At 70.8% G+C, this 19856-nt stretch carries 21 protein-coding genes; 8 read left to right on the forward strand and 13 right to left on the reverse strand.

What is annotated here, in order from left to right; genetic code table 11:
• Positions 1-90: 90 nt before the first annotated feature.
• Positions 91-387 carry a hypothetical protein gene (locus tag ACFWBW_RS12635; protein ID WP_385371071.1) on the reverse strand — a complete coding sequence of 99 codons (297 nt, stop codon included), beginning with the start codon at positions 385-387 and terminating at the stop codon, positions 91-93.
• Positions 388-559: 172 nt separating this feature from the next.
• Positions 560-1411, reverse strand: a complete 852-nt coding sequence (locus ACFWBW_RS12640) for a pentapeptide repeat-containing protein (protein ID WP_385371074.1) — start codon at positions 1409-1411, stop codon at positions 560-562.
• A 99-nt stretch (positions 1412-1510) separates the two neighbouring features.
• Between ACFWBW_RS12640 and ACFWBW_RS12645 the strand changes: the two genes are divergently transcribed.
• The 4 genes from ACFWBW_RS12645 to ACFWBW_RS12660 all read left to right on the forward strand — a co-directional run bounded on the left by ACFWBW_RS12645 (position 1511) and on the right by ACFWBW_RS12660 (position 5132).
• Entirely contained in the window at positions 1511-2119 is a 609-nt protein-coding gene (locus ACFWBW_RS12645; protein WP_385371076.1) for a LysE family translocator, read from the forward strand.
• A 65-nt stretch (positions 2120-2184) separates the two neighbouring features.
• Positions 2185-3015: a thioesterase family protein gene (locus ACFWBW_RS12650; RefSeq protein WP_385371079.1), complete on the forward strand. Its 831-nt coding sequence runs from the start codon at positions 2185-2187 to the stop codon at positions 3013-3015.
• A gap of 171 nt (positions 3016-3186) precedes the next feature.
• Entirely contained in the window at positions 3187-4206 is a 1020-nt protein-coding gene (locus ACFWBW_RS12655) for an NlpC/P60 family protein (protein ID WP_385371081.1), read from the forward strand.
• 212 nt (positions 4207-4418) lie between these two features.
• Entirely contained in the window at positions 4419-5132 is a 714-nt protein-coding gene (locus ACFWBW_RS12660; RefSeq protein ID WP_385371084.1) for a phosphatase PAP2 family protein, read from the forward strand.
• A gap of 176 nt (positions 5133-5308) precedes the next feature.
• Here ACFWBW_RS12660 and ACFWBW_RS12665 read toward each other — a convergent pair whose 3' ends face one another.
• Positions 5309-5548, reverse strand: coding sequence for a hypothetical protein (locus tag ACFWBW_RS12665; protein WP_385371087.1), 240 nt, complete (start codon positions 5546-5548; stop codon positions 5309-5311).
• Positions 5549-5633: 85 nt separating this feature from the next.
• A complete protein-coding gene (locus ACFWBW_RS12670; RefSeq protein ID WP_385371089.1) occupies positions 5634-5870 on the reverse strand; it encodes a hypothetical protein in 237 nt (78 codons plus the stop codon).
• A gap of 146 nt (positions 5871-6016) precedes the next feature.
• On the opposite strand from ACFWBW_RS12670, the gene ACFWBW_RS12675 reads away from it, so the two are divergent.
• A complete protein-coding gene (locus ACFWBW_RS12675) occupies positions 6017-6856 on the forward strand; it encodes a hypothetical protein (protein ID WP_385371092.1) in 840 nt (279 codons plus the stop codon).
• 181 nt (positions 6857-7037) lie between these two features.
• Entirely contained in the window at positions 7038-7193 is a 156-nt protein-coding gene (locus ACFWBW_RS12680; protein ID WP_250744641.1) for a hypothetical protein, read from the forward strand.
• 13 nt (positions 7194-7206) lie between these two features.
• Here the strand turns inward: ACFWBW_RS12680 and ACFWBW_RS12685 are convergent, their stop codons facing one another.
• Positions 7207-7563, reverse strand: a complete 357-nt coding sequence (locus tag ACFWBW_RS12685; RefSeq protein ID WP_385371095.1) for a metal-sensitive transcriptional regulator — start codon at positions 7561-7563, stop codon at positions 7207-7209.
• 194 nt (positions 7564-7757) lie between these two features.
• Between ACFWBW_RS12685 and ACFWBW_RS12690 the strand changes: the two genes are divergently transcribed.
• Both ACFWBW_RS12690 and ACFWBW_RS12695 read left to right on the forward strand, forming a co-directional pair.
• The gene (locus ACFWBW_RS12690) at positions 7758-8378 is read left to right on the forward strand and encodes a DUF47 family protein (protein ID WP_355409568.1); all 621 of its coding nucleotides are present in this window, start codon (positions 7758-7760) and stop codon (positions 8376-8378) included.
• 5 nt (positions 8379-8383) lie between these two features.
• On the forward strand, positions 8384-9382 hold the full coding sequence (locus tag ACFWBW_RS12695; protein WP_250744618.1) for an inorganic phosphate transporter: 999 nt from the start codon (positions 8384-8386) through the stop codon (positions 9380-9382).
• 87 nt (positions 9383-9469) lie between these two features.
• Here the strand turns inward: ACFWBW_RS12695 and ACFWBW_RS12700 are convergent, their stop codons facing one another.
• From ACFWBW_RS12700 to pstS, 8 genes are all read right to left on the reverse strand, one after another.
• Entirely contained in the window at positions 9470-10912 is a 1443-nt protein-coding gene (locus tag ACFWBW_RS12700; protein ID WP_385371100.1) for an FG-GAP and VCBS repeat-containing protein, read from the reverse strand.
• 15 nt (positions 10913-10927) lie between these two features.
• Positions 10928-12373 (reverse strand): FG-GAP-like repeat-containing protein, encoded by a 1446-nt coding sequence (locus ACFWBW_RS12705; RefSeq protein WP_385371102.1) that lies wholly within the window; start codon positions 12371-12373, stop codon positions 10928-10930.
• A gap of 35 nt (positions 12374-12408) precedes the next feature.
• On the reverse strand, positions 12409-13857 hold the full coding sequence (locus ACFWBW_RS12710) for an FG-GAP-like repeat-containing protein (RefSeq protein WP_385371104.1): 1449 nt from the start codon (positions 13855-13857) through the stop codon (positions 12409-12411).
• A gap of 89 nt (positions 13858-13946) precedes the next feature.
• On the reverse strand, positions 13947-15395 hold the full coding sequence (locus ACFWBW_RS12715; protein ID WP_385371107.1) for an integrin alpha pat-2: 1449 nt from the start codon (positions 15393-15395) through the stop codon (positions 13947-13949).
• Between the two features lie 250 nt (positions 15396-15645).
• Positions 15646-16422, reverse strand: a complete 777-nt coding sequence (gene pstB, locus ACFWBW_RS12720; RefSeq protein WP_385371109.1) for a phosphate ABC transporter ATP-binding protein PstB — start codon at positions 16420-16422, stop codon at positions 15646-15648.
• Between the two features lie 28 nt (positions 16423-16450).
• Complete coding sequence (gene pstA, locus ACFWBW_RS12725) at positions 16451-17533, reverse strand: phosphate ABC transporter permease PstA (protein ID WP_385371112.1); 1083 nt, start codon at positions 17531-17533, stop codon at positions 16451-16453.
• A complete protein-coding gene (gene pstC, locus ACFWBW_RS12730) occupies positions 17533-18522 on the reverse strand; it encodes a phosphate ABC transporter permease subunit PstC (protein WP_385371113.1) in 990 nt (329 codons plus the stop codon). The genes pstA and pstC overlap by 1 nt, the downstream gene beginning before the upstream one ends.
• A gap of 132 nt (positions 18523-18654) precedes the next feature.
• Positions 18655-19791: a phosphate ABC transporter substrate-binding protein PstS gene (pstS, locus tag ACFWBW_RS12735; protein ID WP_385371116.1), complete on the reverse strand. Its 1137-nt coding sequence runs from the start codon at positions 19789-19791 to the stop codon at positions 18655-18657.
• Between the last annotated feature and the right edge of the window lie 65 nt (positions 19792-19856).

Below are 19856 nucleotides of genomic sequence, written 5' to 3' on the forward strand. Positions count from 1 at the left end.
GGGGGAGCGGACACGGGGGTTGGTCCCCCCCCCCCCTCTGGTACCCCCCCGGGAAAACGACCCGCCCCCCCCACCCGCGGGGTGTCCGGGCTACGGGACGAAGATGTTCGAGGCGAACGGGGCGAAGCGGGTTTCGCCGGAGTGGATGACGCCGATGACCGCCCCGGTGCACCAGCGGCCGCTGGTGATGAAGGTCGGGCGGTCGGTGTGGTTCGTGACCGCGGCGGGGCCGTCGTGCAGGATGCAGCCGGACGGTTCGTGGATCGCCCGGCCGTTGATGACCAGTTCGCCCGAGGATGCGTGCGCGGAGCCGCCGAGGCCGAGGACGAGGGTGGTGGCGGCGGCGAGGGTGCCGAGCGTGCCGAGGGTCGTGGTCGGTCGTCGCATGGTGGGGGAGCCTCCAGTGAGCCGGCAGGTGACGATCGTCTTCCGGATGTGTGGCTCACCGTAGGGGGTCGGGTGCGCATGGTGACGGCCCTGGAGGGGTGTGTGGATGCGCCGGGGGCGCACGCGTGTCGGGTGTGCGCCGCCAGTGGGTGGGTTCGGTCCCGGAGCCGTCCTACGGGAGCCAGTGCGCGGGGCGGGTCAGGGAGGGCGGGATGCGGGTCGCGGGGTTGCCCCGGGCCGCGTTCAGCTGGGGCTGCGTGAGGAAGAGGGCTCCGCGCAAGTCGGCGTCGCGCAGGTCGGCGTCGCGGAAGTCCGCGCCGATCAGGTCGGCCGTGCGCAGGTCGGCGCCGCTGAGGTCGGCTGCGATCAGGTAGGCGCCGCGGAGGTTCGCGCCGCGCAGGTCGGCGCCGGCGAGGCGGGCGCCCATCAGGTCGGCGCCGCGGTGGTTCTTCTTGCGGCCCGCCACCTTGGCCCGTACGAGCTCGCTGGTCTTCAGGAGCAGGGTGTTCACCTCCTGGCGCAGCGGGGTGATGTCGAACTCCGCGAGGGCCTGCGGGGTGGACCCGGTCCAGCGGGTGGTGTCGGCCAGGGCGGTGCGCAGCTGTGGGTGGAGCGGGCGGGCGGCGGGCAGGGTGAGGGCCTCGGTGAGGTAGAAGAGCAGCTCGTGCAGGCTCCGCATCACCGGGAAGACCGTGAACATCGGGCCGGCGGTGGCGGGGTGGGAGCGCCAGTCGCGGCCGCCGAAGGTGACCTGGGAGACCTGCTGGCCGGCGCCGAAGCAGTCGAAGACGGTGCAGCCCTGGAAGCCCTGGTCGCGCAGGCCGGTGTGGATGCCGCAGCGGAAGTCCTGCCGGAGGTTCTTGCAGGGGGTGCCGGCGGACTTGTTCACGGCGAAGTCGGTGGACTTCGAGAAGGGCAGGGCTACGCAGCAGAGGGCGAAGCAGTTGGCGCAGTCCGCTTGGAGGAGGGGGAGTGGAGCGGGGGCGGCAGGGCTGGTGGGGCGGGCGGGAGGAGGCTTGGGCACGTCCTCATTGTCTCCCCGTGGGGGAGTTGGGCTCTCGTGGGGTGGCCGGGATGCGGAAAGCCCTTGATCGTCGCGGGCGGGTCCGGGGAGCATCGCCGTATGACCGAAGTGATCGCAGTAGCCGTCATCACCTTCCTCGCCGTCATCAGTCCCGGCGCGGATTTCGCCATGGTCGTCCGCAACAGCTACCTCTACGGGCGGCCCACCGGGCTGTTCGCGGCCGCCGGGGTCGCGGCCGGGGTGCTGGTCCACGTCTCCTACACGATGCTCGGGGTCGGTCTGCTGATCGCCTCCTCCGCCGAACTGTTCACGGTGATCAAGCTCGCGGGCGCCGCGTACCTGGTGTGGATCGGGATACGGACCTTCCGGGCGCGCGCCGAGGTGGCCGTGGACCTGGAGGAGAAGGGCGGGCTGACGCCGCTCGGGGCGCTCCGGAGCGGGTTCCTGACCAATGTGCTCAACCCGAAGACCACGCTGTTCGTCGTGTCCACCTTCACACAGGTGGTCGGGCCGGGGACTCCGGTGTGGCAGCAGGCCGGGTACGGGCTGTTCATGTCCGCGGCGCACCTGGGGTGGTTCGGGGCGGTCGCGCTGTTCTTCTCCAACTCCCGGCTGCGCGACCGGATGCTGAAGGCGCAGAAGACGCTGAACCGGGCCATCGGCTCGGTCCTGGTGGGGCTCGGGGTGGGGCTGGGCTTCGCCCGCTGAGTCCTCCCCCGGGGGGGAGGGGCGGGGCTGGCGGTCGCCGGTTACCACTCGGTAGCGTGGCGGCCATGGGTGCCGAGAGTGGTGTCAGCGATGTCAGTGAGGTCAGTCAGGTCGACGCGTTCTACGAGCGGGTCGACGAGGGGCGGTTCCTGGCGAGCGGTTACACGCGCGGTCCGTGGGATCCGGGCTCGCAGCACGCCGGACCGCCGGCCGCGCTGCTCGGGCGGGCGATCGAGGAGCGGCCGGGCGGGCGGGGCGACATGCGGATCGCCCGGATCACGTACGAGATCCTTCGGCCGGTGCCGATCGGGCCGTTGGAGCTGACGACCAGCGTGCTGCGGGCCGGCCGCGGTACCGAGGTGGTGGAGGCCGCGCTCGCCCCCGCCGGGGCCGCGCCCGTGATGCTGGCGCGGGCGCTGCGGATCCGGGTGGCGGGGGAGTCCGTACCGTCCGTCGTGCCGGGGCCGGAGCTGCCGCCGCCCGGGGAGGTGGGGCCCACGCCGTTCTTCCCGGTGCCGTGGGAGCAGGGCTACCACTCGGCGATGGAGACCCGGTTCACGCGGGGCGCGTTCGTCGAACTCGGTCCCGGGACCTGCTGGATGCGGATGCGGGTGCCGCTCGTCGCCGGGGAGGAGCCGCGGCCGCTGGACCGGGTCCTGGTCGCGGCGGATTCGGGCAACGGCATCAGCTCCGTCGTGGACTTCGGGCGGTACCTCTTCGTCAACGGCGACCTCACCGTGCACCTGCACCGCCATCCGGCCGGTGAATGGGTGTGCGTGGAGGCCCGTACGAGCGTGGACGCGGCGGGCATCGGGCTGGCGGACGCGCGGCTGCACGACGAGAAGGGGCCGATCGGGCGGAGCGCGCAGAGCCTGTTCGTTGCGCCGAGGGGGTAGGACCCAGGAGCACAAATACTTCGTATCGTCCTATGAGTTCACTCGTCCGCCGCGATCTGTGCTCCAAGTGCCCCGGGTGGGGCGGTTCCTGTGCGGGTCCCCCGGCGGGATGATTCGACACGGGGTGGCGGGAGCCCCGGGAAAAGCCGTTCGATGGGGGAAGGTTGGCGGGTGCGCAGACTCTGGGTGGTCGGTGGAATCAGCTTCGGGGCGTGCCTGTGCTTTCTCGCCCTGCTCGTGGTCGGTACGTACTCGGCGGCCGCGGGCATCGCGACCGGCGCGGGCGGGCGGGCCGGCGGGCTCGCGAAGGGTGCCGTGCCGGGGAAGTACCAGTCCCTCGTGCAGAAGTGGGGCAACCTCTGCCCGACGCTCAGCCCCGCGCTGCTCGCCGCCCAGCTCTACTCGGAGAGCGGCTGGAACCCGGGCGCGGTGAGCCCGGCCGACGCGCGGGGCATCGCGCAGTTCATCCCGGGGACGTGGGCGACGCACGGCATCGACGGGGACGGCGACGGGGACCGTGACATCTGGGACCCGAACGACGCGATCCCGTCGGCGGCTTCGTACGACTGCGAGCTGGCGCGGTACGTGTCCAAGGTGCCCGGGGACCCGGTGAAGAACATGCTGGCCGCCTACAACGCGGGTCCCGGCGCGGTGAAGCAGTACGGGGGCGTCCCGCCGTACCGGGAGACCCAGGGGTACGTGAAGACGATCACGAACCTCTCCAAGAGCTTCGAGGCGCCCATCGGACGGGTGGCGCCCTCGCAGCAGGCCGCCGGGGCGATCTACTTCGCGCAGAAGCAGCTGGGGACCCCGTACCTGTGGGGCGGGAACGGGACGCCCGAGCAGGGCGGGCGGTTCGACTGCTCGGGGCTGACCAAGGCCGCGTACGAGTCGGTGGGGATCGACCTGCCGCGCGTGGCGAACGACCAGTACAACGCCGGTCCGCATCCCTCGCGCGCGGAACTGCTGCCGGGTGACCTGGTCTTCTTCTCCGACGATCTGACGAACTCCCGGGAGATCCGGCACGTCGGGCTCTACGTGGGCGGCGGGTACATGATCAACGCCCCGTTCACCGGAGCCGTGATCCGCTTCGACAAGATCGACACGCCCGACTACTTCGGCGCGACGCGCGTGACGAAGGACGGTGCGGAGGCGCTGCCCCGGCGCGAGGGCGTTGGCAACACAGCGTGAAGCGAAGGCCCTGAGCTGCGACGATGAGTCACTCTTCGATAACGTTGGGGTGATCATTCAGTGGAGAGTGGAACGCAACCGTCAGAACGGGCGTTCCATGGTCACCGGGGGCAGTCGAGCGGAAGTACCGGATTGATCACCGGGGGGCCAAGGGCCGCACATCGGAGTGCGGCCGTACGGGTACCAAGGCAAGGGCAAGGGGCCGCATCACCATGGCTGGACTCACAACAGGTGGGCCGAACGTGGATGTAAGCCTGCTGTACGAGATCAACGGACTGGCTCGGCACGCCCCGGACTGGCTCGACCGGACGGTCGCGGTCCTCGGCGAGTACGGGATCCTGCTGGCCCTCGTCCTCCTGGTGCTGTGGTGCTGGCGCGGAGCGCGCCGGCAGGACGAGTCCGCCGCCGTCGAGTCCTTCGCGGCGCTCGTGTGGGCCCCGCTCGCCGCCGGGGCCGCGCTGCTCCTGAACGTTCCGCTGCGGGAGTTCGTGGGCCGGGCACGGCCGGACGCGCAGCACGGCGGGGTCGAGGTGCTGGACCCCGGCGCCGGGATCGGCGACAGCGCCTTCTCCTTCGTCAGCGACCACACCACGCTCGCGATGGCGCTCGGCGTCGGCCTGTTCGTGGCCCACCGCGGGCTCGGCTTCATCGGGATCGGGCTGGCCCTGCTGGAGGGGTTCACGCGGGTCTACATGGGCCTGCACTATCCGACCGACGTCATCGGCGGGCTCGCCCTGGGCACCGCGGTGGTGCTGCTGCTCGCGCCGCTCGCGATGGCGCTGCTGACCCCGGCGGTACGGGCGGTCGCCCGGTCCCCGCGGCTCGGCGTACTGGTCCGGTCGCGCGACCGCGTGGTGGCCCGGCCGGTGGACCTCGCGGCGACGCCGCCGCCGGGGCGCGGGCACGAGAGCGACCTCGCCGCCTGACGCTGCGCGGCTCCGGGTGGTGCTCACCCGTCCGACGTGCGGCTCCGGGCGGTGCCCGGGGTGTCAGCCGATGCGGTACGAGTCCCAGACGCTCAGCACCACGGCCGCCAGCAGGCACAGCGCCGCGGCCCCGAAGCAGACGCGGACCGCGGCCGGACGGGAGCGCGGGGGCGGGCTCACGGATCGCCGCCGGGGTCCGCGGCCTCCGCATCCGCCTCCGCGTCGGAGCGCCGGTAGCGGGAACGCAGCCACAGGCCGGTCGCGGCGGCCGCGGTGGTGGTGACCCCGATGGCCAGGGCGACGTCGCCGGGCCCGTCCGCCGTGCCCACGGGGCTGGCCCGGGCCGGCGCGGCGGGGGCGAACGCGATCAGCAGTGCCCAGGTGAGGGCGGCGAGTCGGGGCGCGGGTCCGGGCATGAGTCAAGGGCAACCGCTCCCGGGCGCGTCGGCCAGCCGGGCCGTCCGATCGGGCGAACCGGGAGGTCGGGCGGGGAGTTCCGGGCTACTCCGGGGCGTGGCCCGAGGCGTCCTTGCGGGCCAGGTCGCGGGAGCGGCGGGCCGGGCCGCGCCAGCCGCAGGTACAGACGGCGAGGCTGAACGAGCCGCGGTCCGAGGTGCTGGTGGCGTGATCGGTGGGCGGTGTCGGTGTCGGCGTCGGGTCAGTGCCGGGACCGGGGTTGCGGGGCAGCGGCACTGCGGCAAGCGGAGGGACGAGAGTCGCTTCGGTGTGCGGTTCCACTCCACCAAGGTACCGGGCCCGTGGCGGGTGGGGCACTGCCCCGGTGCGAGGAGCCCGTGGCCGTGACGGGAGGCCGGGGACCTCGTTAAGCGGAGCGGGTGGGGGCCTCGGGCAAACAGCGGTCACGCGTTGGGGGTTGGCAGGCGATGGTGGTGCACCAGCACAGGCGGAGGCCGGGACGCGCGGGTCGGGCTGCGGTCGCGGTCGGCCTGGCCCTGACGGTGGCGGCGTTGAGCGGATGCGGTGGCGACGCCGTCGCGGGCGACGACGCCCGGCCCGCGGAGGACCCGGCGGCGACGGTCCGCGGGGCCGCCGACGCGCTCCTGGCGACCGGGAGCGCGCAGGCCCGTACGGCCATGGAGATGGCGACGGGCGGCACGCGGGTCACGATCCGGGGCGAGGGCGGGGTCGACTTCAAGAACCGGATGGGGCAGCTGCTGGTCATGCTCCCCGACGACGCCAAGGGCAAGGCGGAACACCGGCCCATCACCGAGCTGCTCGTACCGGGCGCGCTCTACATGAAGAACCGGGGCGCGGGCGTCCCCGACGACAAGTGGGTCCGGATCGACACGACGGCCCTCGCCGACGGGAACCTCGTCACCGGCGGGGCCACCGACCCGATGGCCGCCGCGGAGCTGCTGCGCGGGGCGCGGGAGGTGAGTTACGTGGGCGAGACCGAGGTGGCCGGGACCAAGGTGCGGCACTTCCGGGGTACGACCGACATCGCGCGGGCCGCGGCGCAGGCCTCACCGGCGGTGAAGGGTGCGCTGGAGGCGGCGGCGAAAGGGTTCAGCAAGGGTGCGGTGCCCTTCGACGCCTACCTCGACGCCGAGGGCCTGCTGCGGAAGGTCCGCCACCGCTTCACGTACGTCAACAACGGCGTGATCGACGTGTCCTCCACCACGCTGCTGTACGGCTTCGGGACCCCGGTCACCGTCGTATTGCCGGCCGAGGGAGACATCTACGCCGGGAAGATCGCCGATTAGCCGGCCGGAGCCGCCGGGGGCGGCGTGCTCGGGGGCGGCGCGATCGGGCCATGACCGGCCATCGGTCCAGTGTGGGGGGGCCGGAAATGGTCCATCCGTGTCATGTGCGCCGCGCCGCGCGCTCCCTACGCTGAGAAGCCGAGCGTCGGCGACCGGACGACGGCAGATTGAGGTGACACGCGTGACTCCCGCAGGCGGTTCGACGGTGCAGGACCTCGTGGCTCTGGCCGAGATCGAACTGTGCGGGGAGCTGATCATCGCGGCGTCGGCCGTGGCCGAGGAGAGACTCAGCCAGGACCGGATCGACGAGGTGCTGATGGGCGTCTGGTCCGGCTGACCCGCGTCCCCGGTCAGGTGCGCAGCAGCCGGGCGATCGCCTTCGTCGCTTCCTCGACCTTGGCGTCGATCTCTCCCCCGCCCTTGACGGCCGCGTCGGCGACGCAGTGCCGCAGGTGCTCCTCCAGCAGCTGGAGCGCGAAGGACTGGAGCGCCTTCGTGCTCGCCGAGACCTGGGTGAGTATGTCGATGCAGTAGACGTCCTCGTCCACGAGGCGCTGGAGCCCGCGGATCTGGCCCTCGATCCGGCGCAGGCGCTTGAGGTGCTCGTCCTTCTGGTGGTGGTAGCCGTGCACCGCGCCGGCGCCCGTGTCCGTGGCCGCGCCCGTGTCCGTGGTGGCTCCGGAGCCCTCCGCCTGGATGGCAGTCATGCGTCCTCCCGTGGTCCGGCATGGGGGACCTATACCCCTCATGGGTATAGGGTACCGGCCCTCGGCCGCAGGGGCAGGGGCCCGGTGTCCTCACTCTGCCTGATGGAGGACACTGGGGAACTGCCGGTTAGCCGTGGCCGGGGGATGCGCCTAGCATCAGCCTGACCGAATCCAATGCACCCCGAGGACCTCACGTGCGATTTCGTCTGACCCCCAGGGAGACGAGCTTCTACGACATGTTCGCCGCATCCGCGGACAACATCGTCACGGGCTCGAAGCTCCTGATGGAACTGCTCGGAGCGGACATGTCCGCCCGGGCCGAGATCGCGGAGCGGATGCGGGCAGCGGAGCACGCGGGAGACGACGCCACCCACGCGATCTTCCACCAGCTCAACTCCTCCTTCATCACGCCGTTCGACCGCGAGGACATCTACAACCTGGCGTCCTGCCTCGACGACATCATGGACTTCATGGAAGAGGCGGTCGACCTGGTCGTCCTCTACAACGTGGAGGAGCTCCCCAAGGGTGTCGAGCAGCAGATCGAGGTGCTGGCGCGCGCGGCCGAGCTGACCGCGGAGGCCATGCCCCACCTGCGCACGATGGAGAACCTGACCGAGTACTGGATCGAGGTCAACCGTCTGGAGAACCAGGCCGACCAGATCCACCGCAAGCTGCTCGCCCAGCTCTTCAACGGCAAGTACGACGCCATCGAGGTGCTGAAGCTCAAGCAGATCGTCGACGTGCTCGAAGAGGCGGCCGACGCGTTCGAGCACGTCGCGAACACGGTGGAGACCATCGCGGTCAAGGAGTCCTGAACCTCGTGGACACCTTCGCTCTGATCGTGACCATCGGTGTCGCGCTCGGCTTTACGTATACGAATGGTTTTCACGACTCCGCGAACGCGATCGCGACCTCGGTCTCGACCCGTGCGCTGACCCCGCGCGCCGCGCTCGCGATGGCCGCGGTCATGAACCTCGCCGGTGCCTTCCTCGGCAGCGGGGTCGCCAAGACGGTGAGTGAGGGCCTGATCGAGACGCCCCACGGCAACCGGGGCATGTGGATCCTCTTCGCGGCGCTCGTCGGCGCGATCGTGTGGAACCTGATCACCTGGTACTTCGGCCTGCCCTCGTCCTCCTCGCACGCCCTGTTCGGCGGCATGGTGGGCGCCGCGCTGGCGGGCGGCACCGAGGTGCTCTGGTCGGGTGTGGTCGACAAGGTCGTCATCCCGATGTTCATCTCGCCGGTCGTCGGCCTCGTGGTCGGCTACCTGGTGATGGTCGCCATCATGTGGATGTTCCGCCGGGCCAACCCGCACAAGGCCAAGCGCGGCTTCCGCATCGCGCAGACGGTCTCGGCGGCCGGGATGGCGCTCGGCCACGGTCTGCAGGACGCGCAGAAGACCATGGGCATCGTGATGATGGCCCTGGTCATCGCCGACGTGCAGAACGCGGGCGACTCGATCCCGGTCTGGGTCAAGATCGCCTGTGCCGTGATGCTCTCGCTGGGTACGTACGCGGGCGGCTGGCGCATCATGCGCACGCTCGGCCGCAAGATCATCGAGCTGGACCCGCCGCAGGGCTTCGCGGCGGAGACCACCGGCGCCTCGATCATGTTCGGCTCGGCGTTCCTCTTCCACGCGCCGATCTCCACCACCCACGTGATCACCTCGGCGATCATGGGTGTGGGCGCGACCAAGCGGGTGAACGCGGTCCGCTGGGGAGTCGCCAAGAACATCATCCTGGGCTGGTTCATCACCATGCCGGCCGCGGCGCTGGTCGCGGCGCTCAGCTTCTGGGTGGTCAACCTCGCCTTCGTGTGACCGCACGCGTCGTACGCGAACCAGTGCGCCCCGCCGGATCGGCTGATCCGGCGGGGCGCACTGGTGTGTCGGGTGCCGGGTCGGCCGTCAGAAGACGACGGCCGTGCCGTTGCCGAAGCCCCACCCGAAGTGGGTGCGGCCGGCCGGTCCGCCGAGGTCGCTCAGGCTGTAGCTGGTGGCACCGGTGCCGGTGACGCCGGTGGCGTCGGTCTTCAGCTTCCAGACCCGGCCCTTGTAGGCGTCCTCGCCGTATCCGCTGACGTAGAGCTCGGGCTTGCCGTCCTTGTTCGCATCGAGCAGGGTCGTGGCCGCGCCGAAGTGGTCGAGGCGCTCGGAGGTGCTGGGGATGCCGGCCGAGTTCTGGGTGAGCGCCTTGGAGCCGGTGCCGGTGATGCCCGAGGCGCTGCCGCGGAGCAGGGTGATCGAGCCGGACTGGTGCGTGGCGGTCGCGTCGGTGCCGGTCTCCCAGGGGGCGCCGACGACGACGTCGGCGTAACCGTCGCCGTCGGTGTCGCCGGCGGTGAGCGCCTGGCCCCAGCGGTCGTCCTTCTCCGCGACGCCCGGGACGCCGGGGCTGTCCTGGTTGTAGGTGAGCACGTCGGACAGGGCGCGGGCCATCTTGGGGCCGCCGTAGGTGACGTGGATCCGGCCGCCCTCCTTGTCCATATAGAGGCCCTCGGCGCCGATGAAGTCCTGGAAGCCGTCGCCGTTGACGTCGCCGAACGTGCCGGTGTTGTGTCCCTTGACCACGCCGACGGGGGTCAGACCGGCCGGTCCGCCCTTGTAGACCACGCCCCCGTAGAAGCCGGTGGCGACGACGTCCGCGATGCCGTCTCCGGTCATGTCCGCGACGAAGAGGGCCATGACGCGGAGATCGTCCAGTTTGTTGACGTGGCGGATCTGGACCGCCGCCGGCTTGTCGGTGGCGAAGTTGAAGGGGCCCTGGAACACGGCCAGCTTGTGGTCGAACCCGTTTTCACTCGCGGTCGTGAGGATGTCGGGGACGCCGTCACCGGTGACATCGCCGACCGCTGCCTTGTCGGGTGACAGATACGACCCGTCAGGGGTCCGCGATCCGTGCTTGATCTGGCCGGAGTCGCGGCCGGTGAGCCCGTCCTTGCCGCCGCGCAGCATGAGGAGCCCTTGGGTGTCGCGCACGAGCAGGTCGGTGTATCCGTCGTGGTCCACGTCGCCCTGGCCGGAGATCCGGCCGAACGGCTGGTCCCGGGCCGGCTCGCCGGGAACGCCCGCGGTGTCCCGGGAGATCAGCGCGGCCTTGTCCCGCAGGCCCGTGGCGGAGCCGTACTGGACGGAGATCATCCCGGCTCGGTCGACCTCGCCCACTGCCGCGGTGTCGGCACTGACGGCTAGGTCGGGGTAGCCGTCGCCGTTGAAGTCGGCGGTGTTGTGGAAGGCGGGGGTGGCGGCCTGGCCGGCCGTCGGGGCGGCGACGGCCGGGGTCAGGGCGGTGGCGCCGATGATGGTCGCCGCGGCCGCGGTGGGCAGGGCGAGAAAGCGTTGCTTGCGCATGATGGAACCTTTCAATCAGCCGACGGTGCGGAAGCCGAAGGAGGAGACGCCCTTGGGGCCGCCGAGGTCGGCGAAGTTGAAGCTGGTGGCGCCGGCGGCGATGACGCCCGTGATGTCGGTGTCGAGCTTCCAGACGCGGCCGGTGAAGTTGTCCTCGCCGTGTCCGCCGACGTAGACCTCGGGCTTGCCGTTGTTGTCGCTGTCCAGGACGCGGATGGTCGTGGCGAACTTGTCGTCGAGCTCGGAGGTGCTGGGGATGCCCGTCGAGTTCTGGGTGAAGGACTTGGCGCCGGTGGTGGTGATGCCGGTCTTGCTGCCGCGCAGGATGGTGAGGGCGCCGGAACGGGCGGTGGTCGCCGGGTCGGTGCCGGTTTCGCCGGGGGCGCCGATGAGGACGTCGGCGTAGCCGTCCTGGTCGGTGTCGGCGACGGTGATCGCCTCGCCGAAGAGGTCGCCGGTCTCGCTGACGCCGGGCACGCCGGTGCTGCTCTGGCTGTACGAGCGGGAGGGGAGGGTGGTGCTGATGCCGTTCGGGCCGCCGTAGATGACGGTCACCTTCTCGCCGGCGCCGCTGACGAAGTCCTGGTGGCCGTCCCCGTTGATGTCGCCGAAGCCGCCGGGCTTGATGACTTCGTAGTTCCTGGGGTTCACGAAGGTGGGCGCGGGGCCGACCTTGACCAGGCCGCCCGGGCGCGTGCCCTTGAACAGAGTGGCCTTGTACACCCACTTCTTGTCGGCTCCGCCCACCAGCATGTCGTCGATGCCGTCGCCCGTCATGTCGCCGACCTTGATGGAGCTGGTCTCGTGGCCGTCCTGGGAGGCGGTGTCGCGGCGGAAGATCGACTTCGGCTTGCCCGTGGTCCGGTCGAAGGGTCCGAACTCGGTGACCAGGCCGTGGCCGAGGCGGCCGCTGCCCCAGCTCACCGAGTGGATGTCCGGGATGCCGTCCCCGTTGACGTCGCCGATGGAGACGGCGGCGTAGAGGCGGTCCGGTCCGGTGGGCAGGTTGCCGTCCGGGACGGTGGCGGAGGCGCCCGTGATGCCCTGCGCGCTGCCCCAGAGAATCTCTATGCGGCTGCGGCTGGAGACCAGCAGGTCGTCGTAGCCGTCTTTGTCGAAGTCGCCGTGGCCGCCGACGTGGCTCCATGTGCCGTTCACGCCGGGGTCGCCCGCGACGCCGTCGGTGGCCTGGCTGATGACGGACGCCTTGTCGTACCGCAAGCCGGTGGCCGAGCCGTAGACCACGGACAACGCCCCCGCCTTGCTCTGCCCGTTGACGGTGGCGGTGTGGGCGCCGATGGCCAGGTCGGGGTAGCCGTCGGCGTTGAAGTCGGCGGTGTCGGGGGCGGCGAGCGCCGAGGCGGGTGCCGCGGGGGCGGCAGCCGTGGCGGGGGCGGCTCCCGCGACGGCGATGACTGTGGCCGCGCCCGCGACGGCGGTCAGCAGGGTGTGCTTGCGCATGGTGAAGGTCCTTGGGAGTAGGGGGCGCTGCCGGGTCAGCCGGCGAAGCGGTAGCCGAAGTTCGAGGCGCCGGAGCTGCCGCCGAAGGCGGTCAGGTCGAAGCTGGTGGCGCCGGTGCCGGTGAGGCCGGCGCCGGGGACGGTGAGGAGCTTCCAGACGCGGCCGTCGTAGACGTCCTCGCCGTTGCCGCCGACGTAGACCTCGGTCTCGCCGTTCTTGTCGGTGTCGATCGCGGCGAGCGCGGAGCCGAAGTGGTCGTTGCTGTCGGATGTGCTGGGGACGCCCGCGGTGTTCTGGGTGAGGGTCTGCGCGCCGGCGGTGGTGATGCCGGTCCTGCTGCCGCGCAGCACGGTGAGGGCGCCGGACCGGGCGGTGGTGGTCTCGTCGCCGGCGGTCTCGTACGGCGCACCGACCAGCAGGTCCGCGCATCCGTCGCCGTCGGTGTCGGTGATGGCCAGGGTGCTGCCCCAGAGGTCGCCCAGCTCGGCGATGCCCGGGACGCCGATGGAGGACTGGGTGAGGAGCCGGGCGGGCGCGGTGGTGTTGAGGCCCTTCGGGCCCCCGTAGTTCACGCTGACGGCATCCCGCTCGACGTCGCCGCGCGTCGCGGTGAGGCCGACGGCCAGGTCCAGGTACCCGTCGCCGTTGAGGTCGCCGAAGGCGGAGCCGGTGACGGTCGAGTGTCCCGCGTACTGCTTGAACGTGCCGCTGCCCTTGACCAGGCCGGTGCGACTGCCCTTGAGGACCTTGCTCTTGGGCTTGTCCTCCCGGTCGCCGCTGACGATGACGTCGGCGAACCCGTCGCCGGTGACGTCCGCGACGAACAGGGCTCGGGGTCCGTTCAGCCGGTCTTCCTTCTCGATGTCGCGGAAGGCGGTGGACGCGGGCCTGCCCGTGCTGCGGTCGACCGGCCCGTACAGGACGGCGAGGCCGACGGTGAGGCCGCCGTGGGAGCGGATGACGATGTCCGCGACGCCGTCGCCGTTGACGTCGCCGCTGCCGAAGGCGCCGTCGAGGAGGGTGGGGTCGGTGGCCTTGTGGTTGCCCGCGGGGAGGGTGGTGGAGGCGCCCGTGATGCCGCTCGGGGAGCCCCAGAGGATCAGGTTCTTCTCGGTCCAGCGGACGTACAGGTCGTCGTAGCCGTCGCCGTCGAAGTCGCCGTGGGCCGCGACCTCGTGCCACTTGCCGTCCTCGACCGGGCTGTCGGGGACGCCGGGGGTGGCCTGGCTGATGGCCGGCTGGTCGTACCTCAGGCCGGTGGCCGAGCCGTAGGCGACCGTGATGGCGCCGGCCCGCTTGACGCCGTCGACGGTGGCGGTGTGGGCGCCGATCGCGAGGTCGGGGTAGCCGTCGCCGTTGAAGTCGGCGGTGTCACGGGCCGTGGACGGGGACGCGGGCGGGGTCGCGGTGACGGGGGCCGGGCTGGTGAGACCGATGACGGCGGCGATGCAGGCGGCTGTGGTGAGGAACGTGCGCGTGCGCATGGGCTGGGTGTCCCCCCGTGGAACCGATGGGTGGTGAGGTGCGGGCCGGCTCCTTGGCGGGAGGGGCCGGCCCGGAGGCGTTGTGTCGCCTACTTGCCGAACCAGGCGCCGAAGTGGGCGCTGCCGTAGCCGCCGCCCAGGTTGAAGGACGTGGCACCGGTGCCGGTCAGGCCGGTGGCGCCGGTCTGCAGCTGCCAGACCCGGCCGACCCAGGTGTCCTCGCCGTTGCCGCCGACGTACAGCTCGGGCTTGCCGTCCTTGTTCGCGTCGAGGAGGGTGACCGCCTGGCCGAAGTGGTCGGTCTTCTCCGAGGTGCTGGGGATGCCCGTGGAGTTCTGGGTGAAGGACTGGGCGCCGGTGGTGGTGACGCCGGTCTTGGAGCCGCGCAGCACGGTGATCGCTCCCGCGCCGGTGGAGCCGCCTCCGGAGCCCGACTCGAACGGGGCGCCGACGACGATGTCCGCGTAGCCGTCCTGGTCCACATCGCCGAGGGTGAAGTCGCTTCCGAAGCGGTCGTCCTTCTCGTTGACGCCCGGGACGCCGGGGGTGTTCTGGTCGTAGCGGCGACCGGGCAGGGTCATGCTGACGCCGTCGGGGCCGCCGTAGGTGACGTGGATCCCGCCGCTCCGGGTGGGGTCGGCGGCCCAGGAACTGCTGACCAGGTCGCGGTACCCGTCTCCGTTGACGTCGCCGAACTCGGCGCCCTGCATCTCGTTGAGCGTGCCGCCGGGGACCGGACCGGTGCGGGTTCCCTTCAGCACGACAGCTGCCGCCTTGGCGCCTTCGGCGTTGCCCTTGATCCCCGACCCCACGATGTCCGCGATGCCGTCGCCGGTCATGTCACCGACCGAGACGTGGTGGACCATCACCCCGTCCTTGGTCAGGGTGTCGCGGAACCGGGCGGAGGCCGGCTTGCCGGTGGCGCGGTCGAGCGGGCCGTACTGGGTGAGGACGCCCGGCCACGGGGTGGGGGACTTGTAGGCCTGGGCGTGCGTGACGAGGTCGTCCTTGCCGTCGCCGTTGACGTCCCCGATGCCGCCGCCCGAACCGCTGGTTGCGGGCGACTGGATGGTGCCGGCGCCCTTCGGGAGGGTGGTGCCCCCCGAGATGCCGGTCTTGCCGCCCCACAGGACCAGGTTCTCCCCCACGCCGGTGCCGACCAGCAGGTCGTCGTAGCCGTCCGCGTCCAGGTCTCCGTGGGTGGCACGCTGCCCCCAGCCGCCCTCGGAGGCGTTCGGTTCGCCGGGGATGCCGGGGGTGGCGCGGCTGATCAGCTGCTGCTTGTCGTGGCGCAGGCCGGTGGGGGAGCCGTAGACGACGGAGACGAGGCCGGCCCGCTTGAGTCCGTTGACGGTGGCGCTGGGGGCGCCGGTGGCCAGGTCGGCGTAGCCGTCGCCGTTGAAGTCGGCGGCGTCCTTGGTCACGGGCTTCGCCGCGGCAGTCGGGGCGGTGGGCGCGGCCGTGGCGGGGGACAGGCCGGTGACGGCCAGCACTGCCGTGGTGCAGGCGGCGGCCGTCAGGTACTTGGTACTACGCAAAAGATCCCCCCGGATTCCGGTGCGGCCGCAAGGGCCGTTCCCGGTACGCAACGTGTCGCTGGCGTACGTATGACCGACGAGCAGGGGGCAGGGTTGTTGTGATCCAGATCACGATGCGGGGTGGCGGGCCGGGCCCGGGAAATGAAGCGGGCCGGTTCCCCCCACCCAGGGGGAACCGGCCCTTTTTCTTTCTTTCGCCTTGCGGTGGCACCGCCATGCAGCACCGCAGGACGCTCAATCACATCCCGGTTTAGCCGAAGCGGCCCGAGATGTAGTCCTCGGTCGCCTGCACGGACGGGTTCGAGAAGATCCGGTCCGTGTCGTCGAGCTCGATCAGCTTGCCGGGCTGGCCCACCGCGGAGAGGTTGAAGAAGGCCGTGCGGTCGGAGACGCGCGCCGCCTGCTGCATGTTGTGCGTCACGATGACGATCGTGAAGCGCTCCTTGAGCTCGCCGATCAGGTCCTCGATGGCGAGGGTGGAGATCGGGTCGAGGGCCGAGCAGGGCTCGTCCATGAGCAGGACCTGGGGCTCGACCGCGATGGCGCGGGCGATGCACAGGCGCTGCTGCTGGCCGCCGGAGAGGCCGGAGCCGGGCTTGTTCAGGCGGTCCTTGACCTCGTTCCAGAGGTTGGCGCCCTGGAGGGACTTCTCGACGATGTCCTGCAGTTCGGACTTCTTGAAGGAGCCGTTCAGGCGCAGGCCCGCCGCCACGTTGTCGAAGATCGACATGGTGGGGAAGGGGTTCGGGCGCTGGAAGACCATGCCGACCGTGCGGCGGACCGCGACCGGGTCCACGCCGGGGCCGTACAGGTTCTCGTCGTCCAGCAGCACCTTGCCTTCGACGCGGCCACCGGGGGTGACCTCGTGCATGCGGTTCAGGGTGCGCAGGAAGGTGGACTTGCCGCAGCCGGAGGGGCCGATGAAGGCCGTCACGGAGCGGGGCTCCACGGTCATCGAGATGTCGTCGATGGCCTTGTGGGTGCCGTAGAAGGCGGACAGTCCGCTGACGTCGATTCGCTTCGCCATGGTGGTCACTTCGCTTTCAGTGGTCGCGTCAGCGACCGGTCTTGGGGGCCTTCCAGCGGGCGATGCCGCGAGCCACCAGGTTGAGGATCATGACGAAGGCGATCAGGACGAGGGCTGCGCCCCAGGCCCGGTCGTAGGAGGCTTCACTGCCGACCTTGTACTGCTCCCAGATGTACAGGGGGAGCGAGGACTGGGCGCCTTCGAAGGGGTTGTTGTTGATCAGCTGGGTGCCGAAGACCAGCAGCATGATCGGGGCGGTCTCACCCGCGATGCGGGCCACGGCCAGCATCACGCCGGTGGCGATGCCGCCGACGGCCGTGGGGATCACGACCTTGAGGATCACGCGCCACTTCGGCACACCGAGGGCCAGGGCGGCCTCGCGCAGCTCGTTCGGGACGAGCTTGAGCATCTCTTCGGTGGAGCGGACCACGACGGGCATCATCAGGATCGACAGGGCCAGGGATCCGGCGAAGCCGGAGGGGCCGAATCCGAGCATCAGGGTCCACGTCGTCAGGATGAACAGACCCGCGACGATGGAGGGGATGCCGGTCATGACGTCGACGAAGAAGGTGACGGCCTTGGCGAGCGGGCCCTTGCCGTACTCGACCAGGTAGATGGCGGTCAGCAGGCCGATGGGGGCCGAGATCGCGGTGGCCAGGGCGACCTGCTCGATGGTGCCGAGGAGGGCGTGGTACACGCCGCCGCCGGGCTCGAAGGAGGTCACGCCGTTCATCGAGTGGCCGAGGAAGTCCCCGTCGAGGACCTTCATGCCGCGGCTGATCGTCGTCCACAGCAGCGAGAGCAGCGGGACGAGGGCGAGGACGAAGCAGACCCAGACGACGGAGGTCGCGACCCGGTCCTTGGCCTGGCGGCGGTTCTCGACGATCGAGCTGGCCGTGTAGGTGATGACCACGAACAGGACGGCTGCCAGCAGGCCCCACTGGATCTTGCTGTCGAGGCCGAAGAGGGCGCCGAGGCCGGAGCCGAGGGCGACCGAGACGGCGGCGATGCCGGCCGGAGCCCAGCGGGGCAGGTGGCCCTGCGTCAGGCTGCCGGGAGCGGCGGACTTGGTGGCCCGGGAGGGGCGCTGGTCTTGGAGTGCGTGGCTCATCAGGCGTTCGCCCCCGAGAAGTCCTTGCGACGGGCGATGATCAGCCGGGCGGCGCCGTTGACCAGCAGGGTGAGCAGGAAGAGCACGAGGCCGGAGGCGATCAGGGCGTCGCGGCCGAACTCGTTGGCCTCGTCGAACTTCGCGGCGATGTTCTGCGCGAACGTGCCGCCGCCCGGGTCCAGGATGTGGCCGGAGATCAGGAAGCTCGGGGAGAGGACGGTCGCGACGGCCATCGTCTCGCCGAGCGCGCGGCCGAGGCCTAGCATCGAGGCGGAGATGACTCCGGAGCGGCCGAAGGGCAGCACCGACAGGCGGATGACTTCCCAGCGGGTCGCGCCGAGGGCCAGTGCGGCCTCCTCGTTCATGCGCGGGACCTGCAGGAAGACCTCGCGGCTGACGCTGGTCACGATCGGCAGGATCATGATCGCGAGCAGGATGCCGACGGTGAAGAGCGAGCGCGCGACGCCGACCTGGGTCTTGTCGAAGACGTAGGTCCAGCCCATGTACTCGTCGAGCCACAGGTTCAGCCCCGCGAGCTGCGGGACGAGGAAGAGGGCGCCCCAGATGCCGTAGATGATCGACGGCACGGCGGCCAGCAGGTCGACCACGTAGGCGAGGGGGGCGGCCAGCTTGCGCGGCGCGTAGTGCGAGATGAACAGGGCGATGCCGACAGCGATCGGAACCGCGATGGCCATCGCGATGATCGAGCTGACGACGGTGCCGAAGAGCAGGACGGCGATGCCGAAGACGGCGGGATTGGCCGACGCGTTCCAGTCGAACGTGGTGAGGAAGTTGCCCTCGTTGTCGGCCAGCGCGATGGAGGCGCGGTAGGTGAGGAAGATGGCGATCGACGCCATGATCACCAGGAGCAGGATGCCGGAGCCCTTGGAGAGGCCCGCGAAGATCTTGTCACCGGCGCGGCCGGTGGACCTTCCGCTCTTGGAGACAGGCGGAGCCGTGTCTATCTGGGTGGGTGTGATGGAAGCCATGGTCTTTCCGGTCTGGTCGGGGGCGAGCCCCCTGGCGGCGGTGCACCGGATCCCCTGGGTGGAGGGGAGGGTCCCGGGGCCGGTCCGCCCCCCGGACGGGGGAGAGCGGACCGGTGGTCCCGGGGGTCTGGATCAGGCGATCTTCGCGATGATTTCGCGAACCTTGGCGTTGATCTCGGCCGGGATCGGGGCGTAGCCGTTCTCGGTCAGGACCTTCTGGCCCGCGTCGGACGCGGTGTAGTTCAGGAAGGACTTCACGGTCGGGAGCGTCTCGGCCTTGTTGCCCTTGTCGCAGACGACCTCGTAGGTCACCAGGACGATGGGGTAGGCGCCCTCGGCCTTGGTGGCGTAGTCGAGCTTCAGCGCCAGGTCGTCGCCGGTGCCGGAGATCTTGGCGGCGGCGATGGCCTTGGAGGCGTTCTCGCCGGTGGCCTTGACCGGAGCGGCGGCGCCGGTGGCGACGTCCACGGTCTTGATGCTCTGCGAGGAGGCGTACGAGAGCTCGAAGTAGCCGATCGCACCGTCAACGGCCTTGACCTGCGAGGCGACGCCGGAGGAGCCGGAGGCGGCCTGGCCACCCGGGGCCGGCCACTTCTTCGCGGCCTCGTACGTCCAGGCCTCGGGAGCGGCGGCCTTGAGGTACTTGCCGAGGTTCTCGGTGGTGCCCGAGTCCTCGGAGCGGTGGAACGCCTGGATCGCGGTGGCGGGAAGCGTGACGCCGGGGTTCAGCTTCTTGATCGCCTCGTCGTCCCACTTCTTGATCTTGTCGTTGAAGATCGCGGCGAGGGTGGGGGCGTCCAGCGTCAGCTTGTCCACGCCGGCGACGTTGAAGCCGATGGCGATGGGGCCGCCGACCATCGGCAGGTCGATGCCCTGACCGCCGGTGCAGATCTTCTTCGACTCCTCGACGGCCTCGGGCTTCAGCGCCGAGTCCGTGCCGGCGAAGCCGACGGTGCCCTGGTTGAACGCGACGATGCCCTCACCGGAGGAGGAGGACTTGTAGTTCACCTCGACGCCGGGGCAGGCGGCCATGTAGTTCTTCACCCACAGGTCGACCGCGTTCTTCTGCGCGGAGGAGCCCGAGGCGAGGAGCTTGCCCTTGGCGCCGTCGCACTTGATGTCGCCCACGGCGGCGGAAGGCTTGCCCGAGGCGCCGGCGTCGGTCTTGGTGTTGTCGTCCGAGCCGCACGCCGTGAGGACCAGGGCGCCGGACACGACGAGCGCCCCGAGGGCGGAGGCACGAAGCATGTTCTTGCGCTGAAGCTTCACTTTCGGGTGTTTCCTTCCAGAAGCCGCCGGCCGCTTTCTGAATCGGGGCGGCGTGCGAAGAGGAC

The organism is Streptomyces sp. NPDC059957 (genome assembly GCF_042730015.1).
Classification (GTDB): domain Bacteria; phylum Actinomycetota; class Actinomycetes; order Streptomycetales; family Streptomycetaceae; genus Streptomyces.

Bases quoted from the DNA above. Each gene is read 5' to 3' on its own strand.
- ACFWBW_RS12650 (WP_385371079.1), top strand. From the start codon at position 2,185: ATGGGTGCCGAGAGTGGTGTCAGCGATGTCAGTGAGGTCAGTCAGGTC.
- pstC (WP_385371113.1), bottom strand. From the start codon at position 18,522: ATGGCTTCCATCACACCCACCCAGATAGACACGGCTCCGCCTGTCTCC.
- ACFWBW_RS12645 (WP_385371076.1), top strand. From the start codon at position 1,511: ATGACCGAAGTGATCGCAGTAGCCGTCATCACCTTCCTCGCCGTCATC.
- ACFWBW_RS12710 (WP_385371104.1), bottom strand. From the start codon at position 13,857: ATGCGCACGCGCACGTTCCTCACCACAGCCGCCTGCATCGCCGCCGTC.
- ACFWBW_RS12660 (WP_385371084.1), top strand. From the start codon at position 4,419: ATGGCTGGACTCACAACAGGTGGGCCGAACGTGGATGTAAGCCTGCTG.
- ACFWBW_RS12685 (WP_385371095.1), bottom strand. From the start codon at position 7,563: ATGACTGCCATCCAGGCGGAGGGCTCCGGAGCCACCACGGACACGGGC.
- ACFWBW_RS12675 (WP_385371092.1), top strand. From the start codon at position 6,017: ATGGTGGTGCACCAGCACAGGCGGAGGCCGGGACGCGCGGGTCGGGCT.
- ACFWBW_RS12635 (WP_385371071.1), bottom strand. From the start codon at position 387: ATGCGACGACCGACCACGACCCTCGGCACGCTCGGCACCCTCGCCGCC.
- pstA (WP_385371112.1), bottom strand. From the start codon at position 17,533: ATGAGCCACGCACTCCAAGACCAGCGCCCCTCCCGGGCCACCAAGTCC.
- pstB (WP_385371109.1), bottom strand. From the start codon at position 16,422: ATGGCGAAGCGAATCGACGTCAGCGGACTGTCCGCCTTCTACGGCACC.
- ACFWBW_RS12705 (WP_385371102.1), bottom strand. From the start codon at position 12,373: ATGCGCAAGCACACCCTGCTGACCGCCGTCGCGGGCGCGGCCACAGTC.
- ACFWBW_RS12665 (WP_385371087.1), bottom strand. From the start codon at position 5,548: ATGCCCGGACCCGCGCCCCGACTCGCCGCCCTCACCTGGGCACTGCTG.
- ACFWBW_RS12700 (WP_385371100.1), bottom strand. From the start codon at position 10,912: ATGCGCAAGCAACGCTTTCTCGCCCTGCCCACCGCGGCCGCGGCGACC.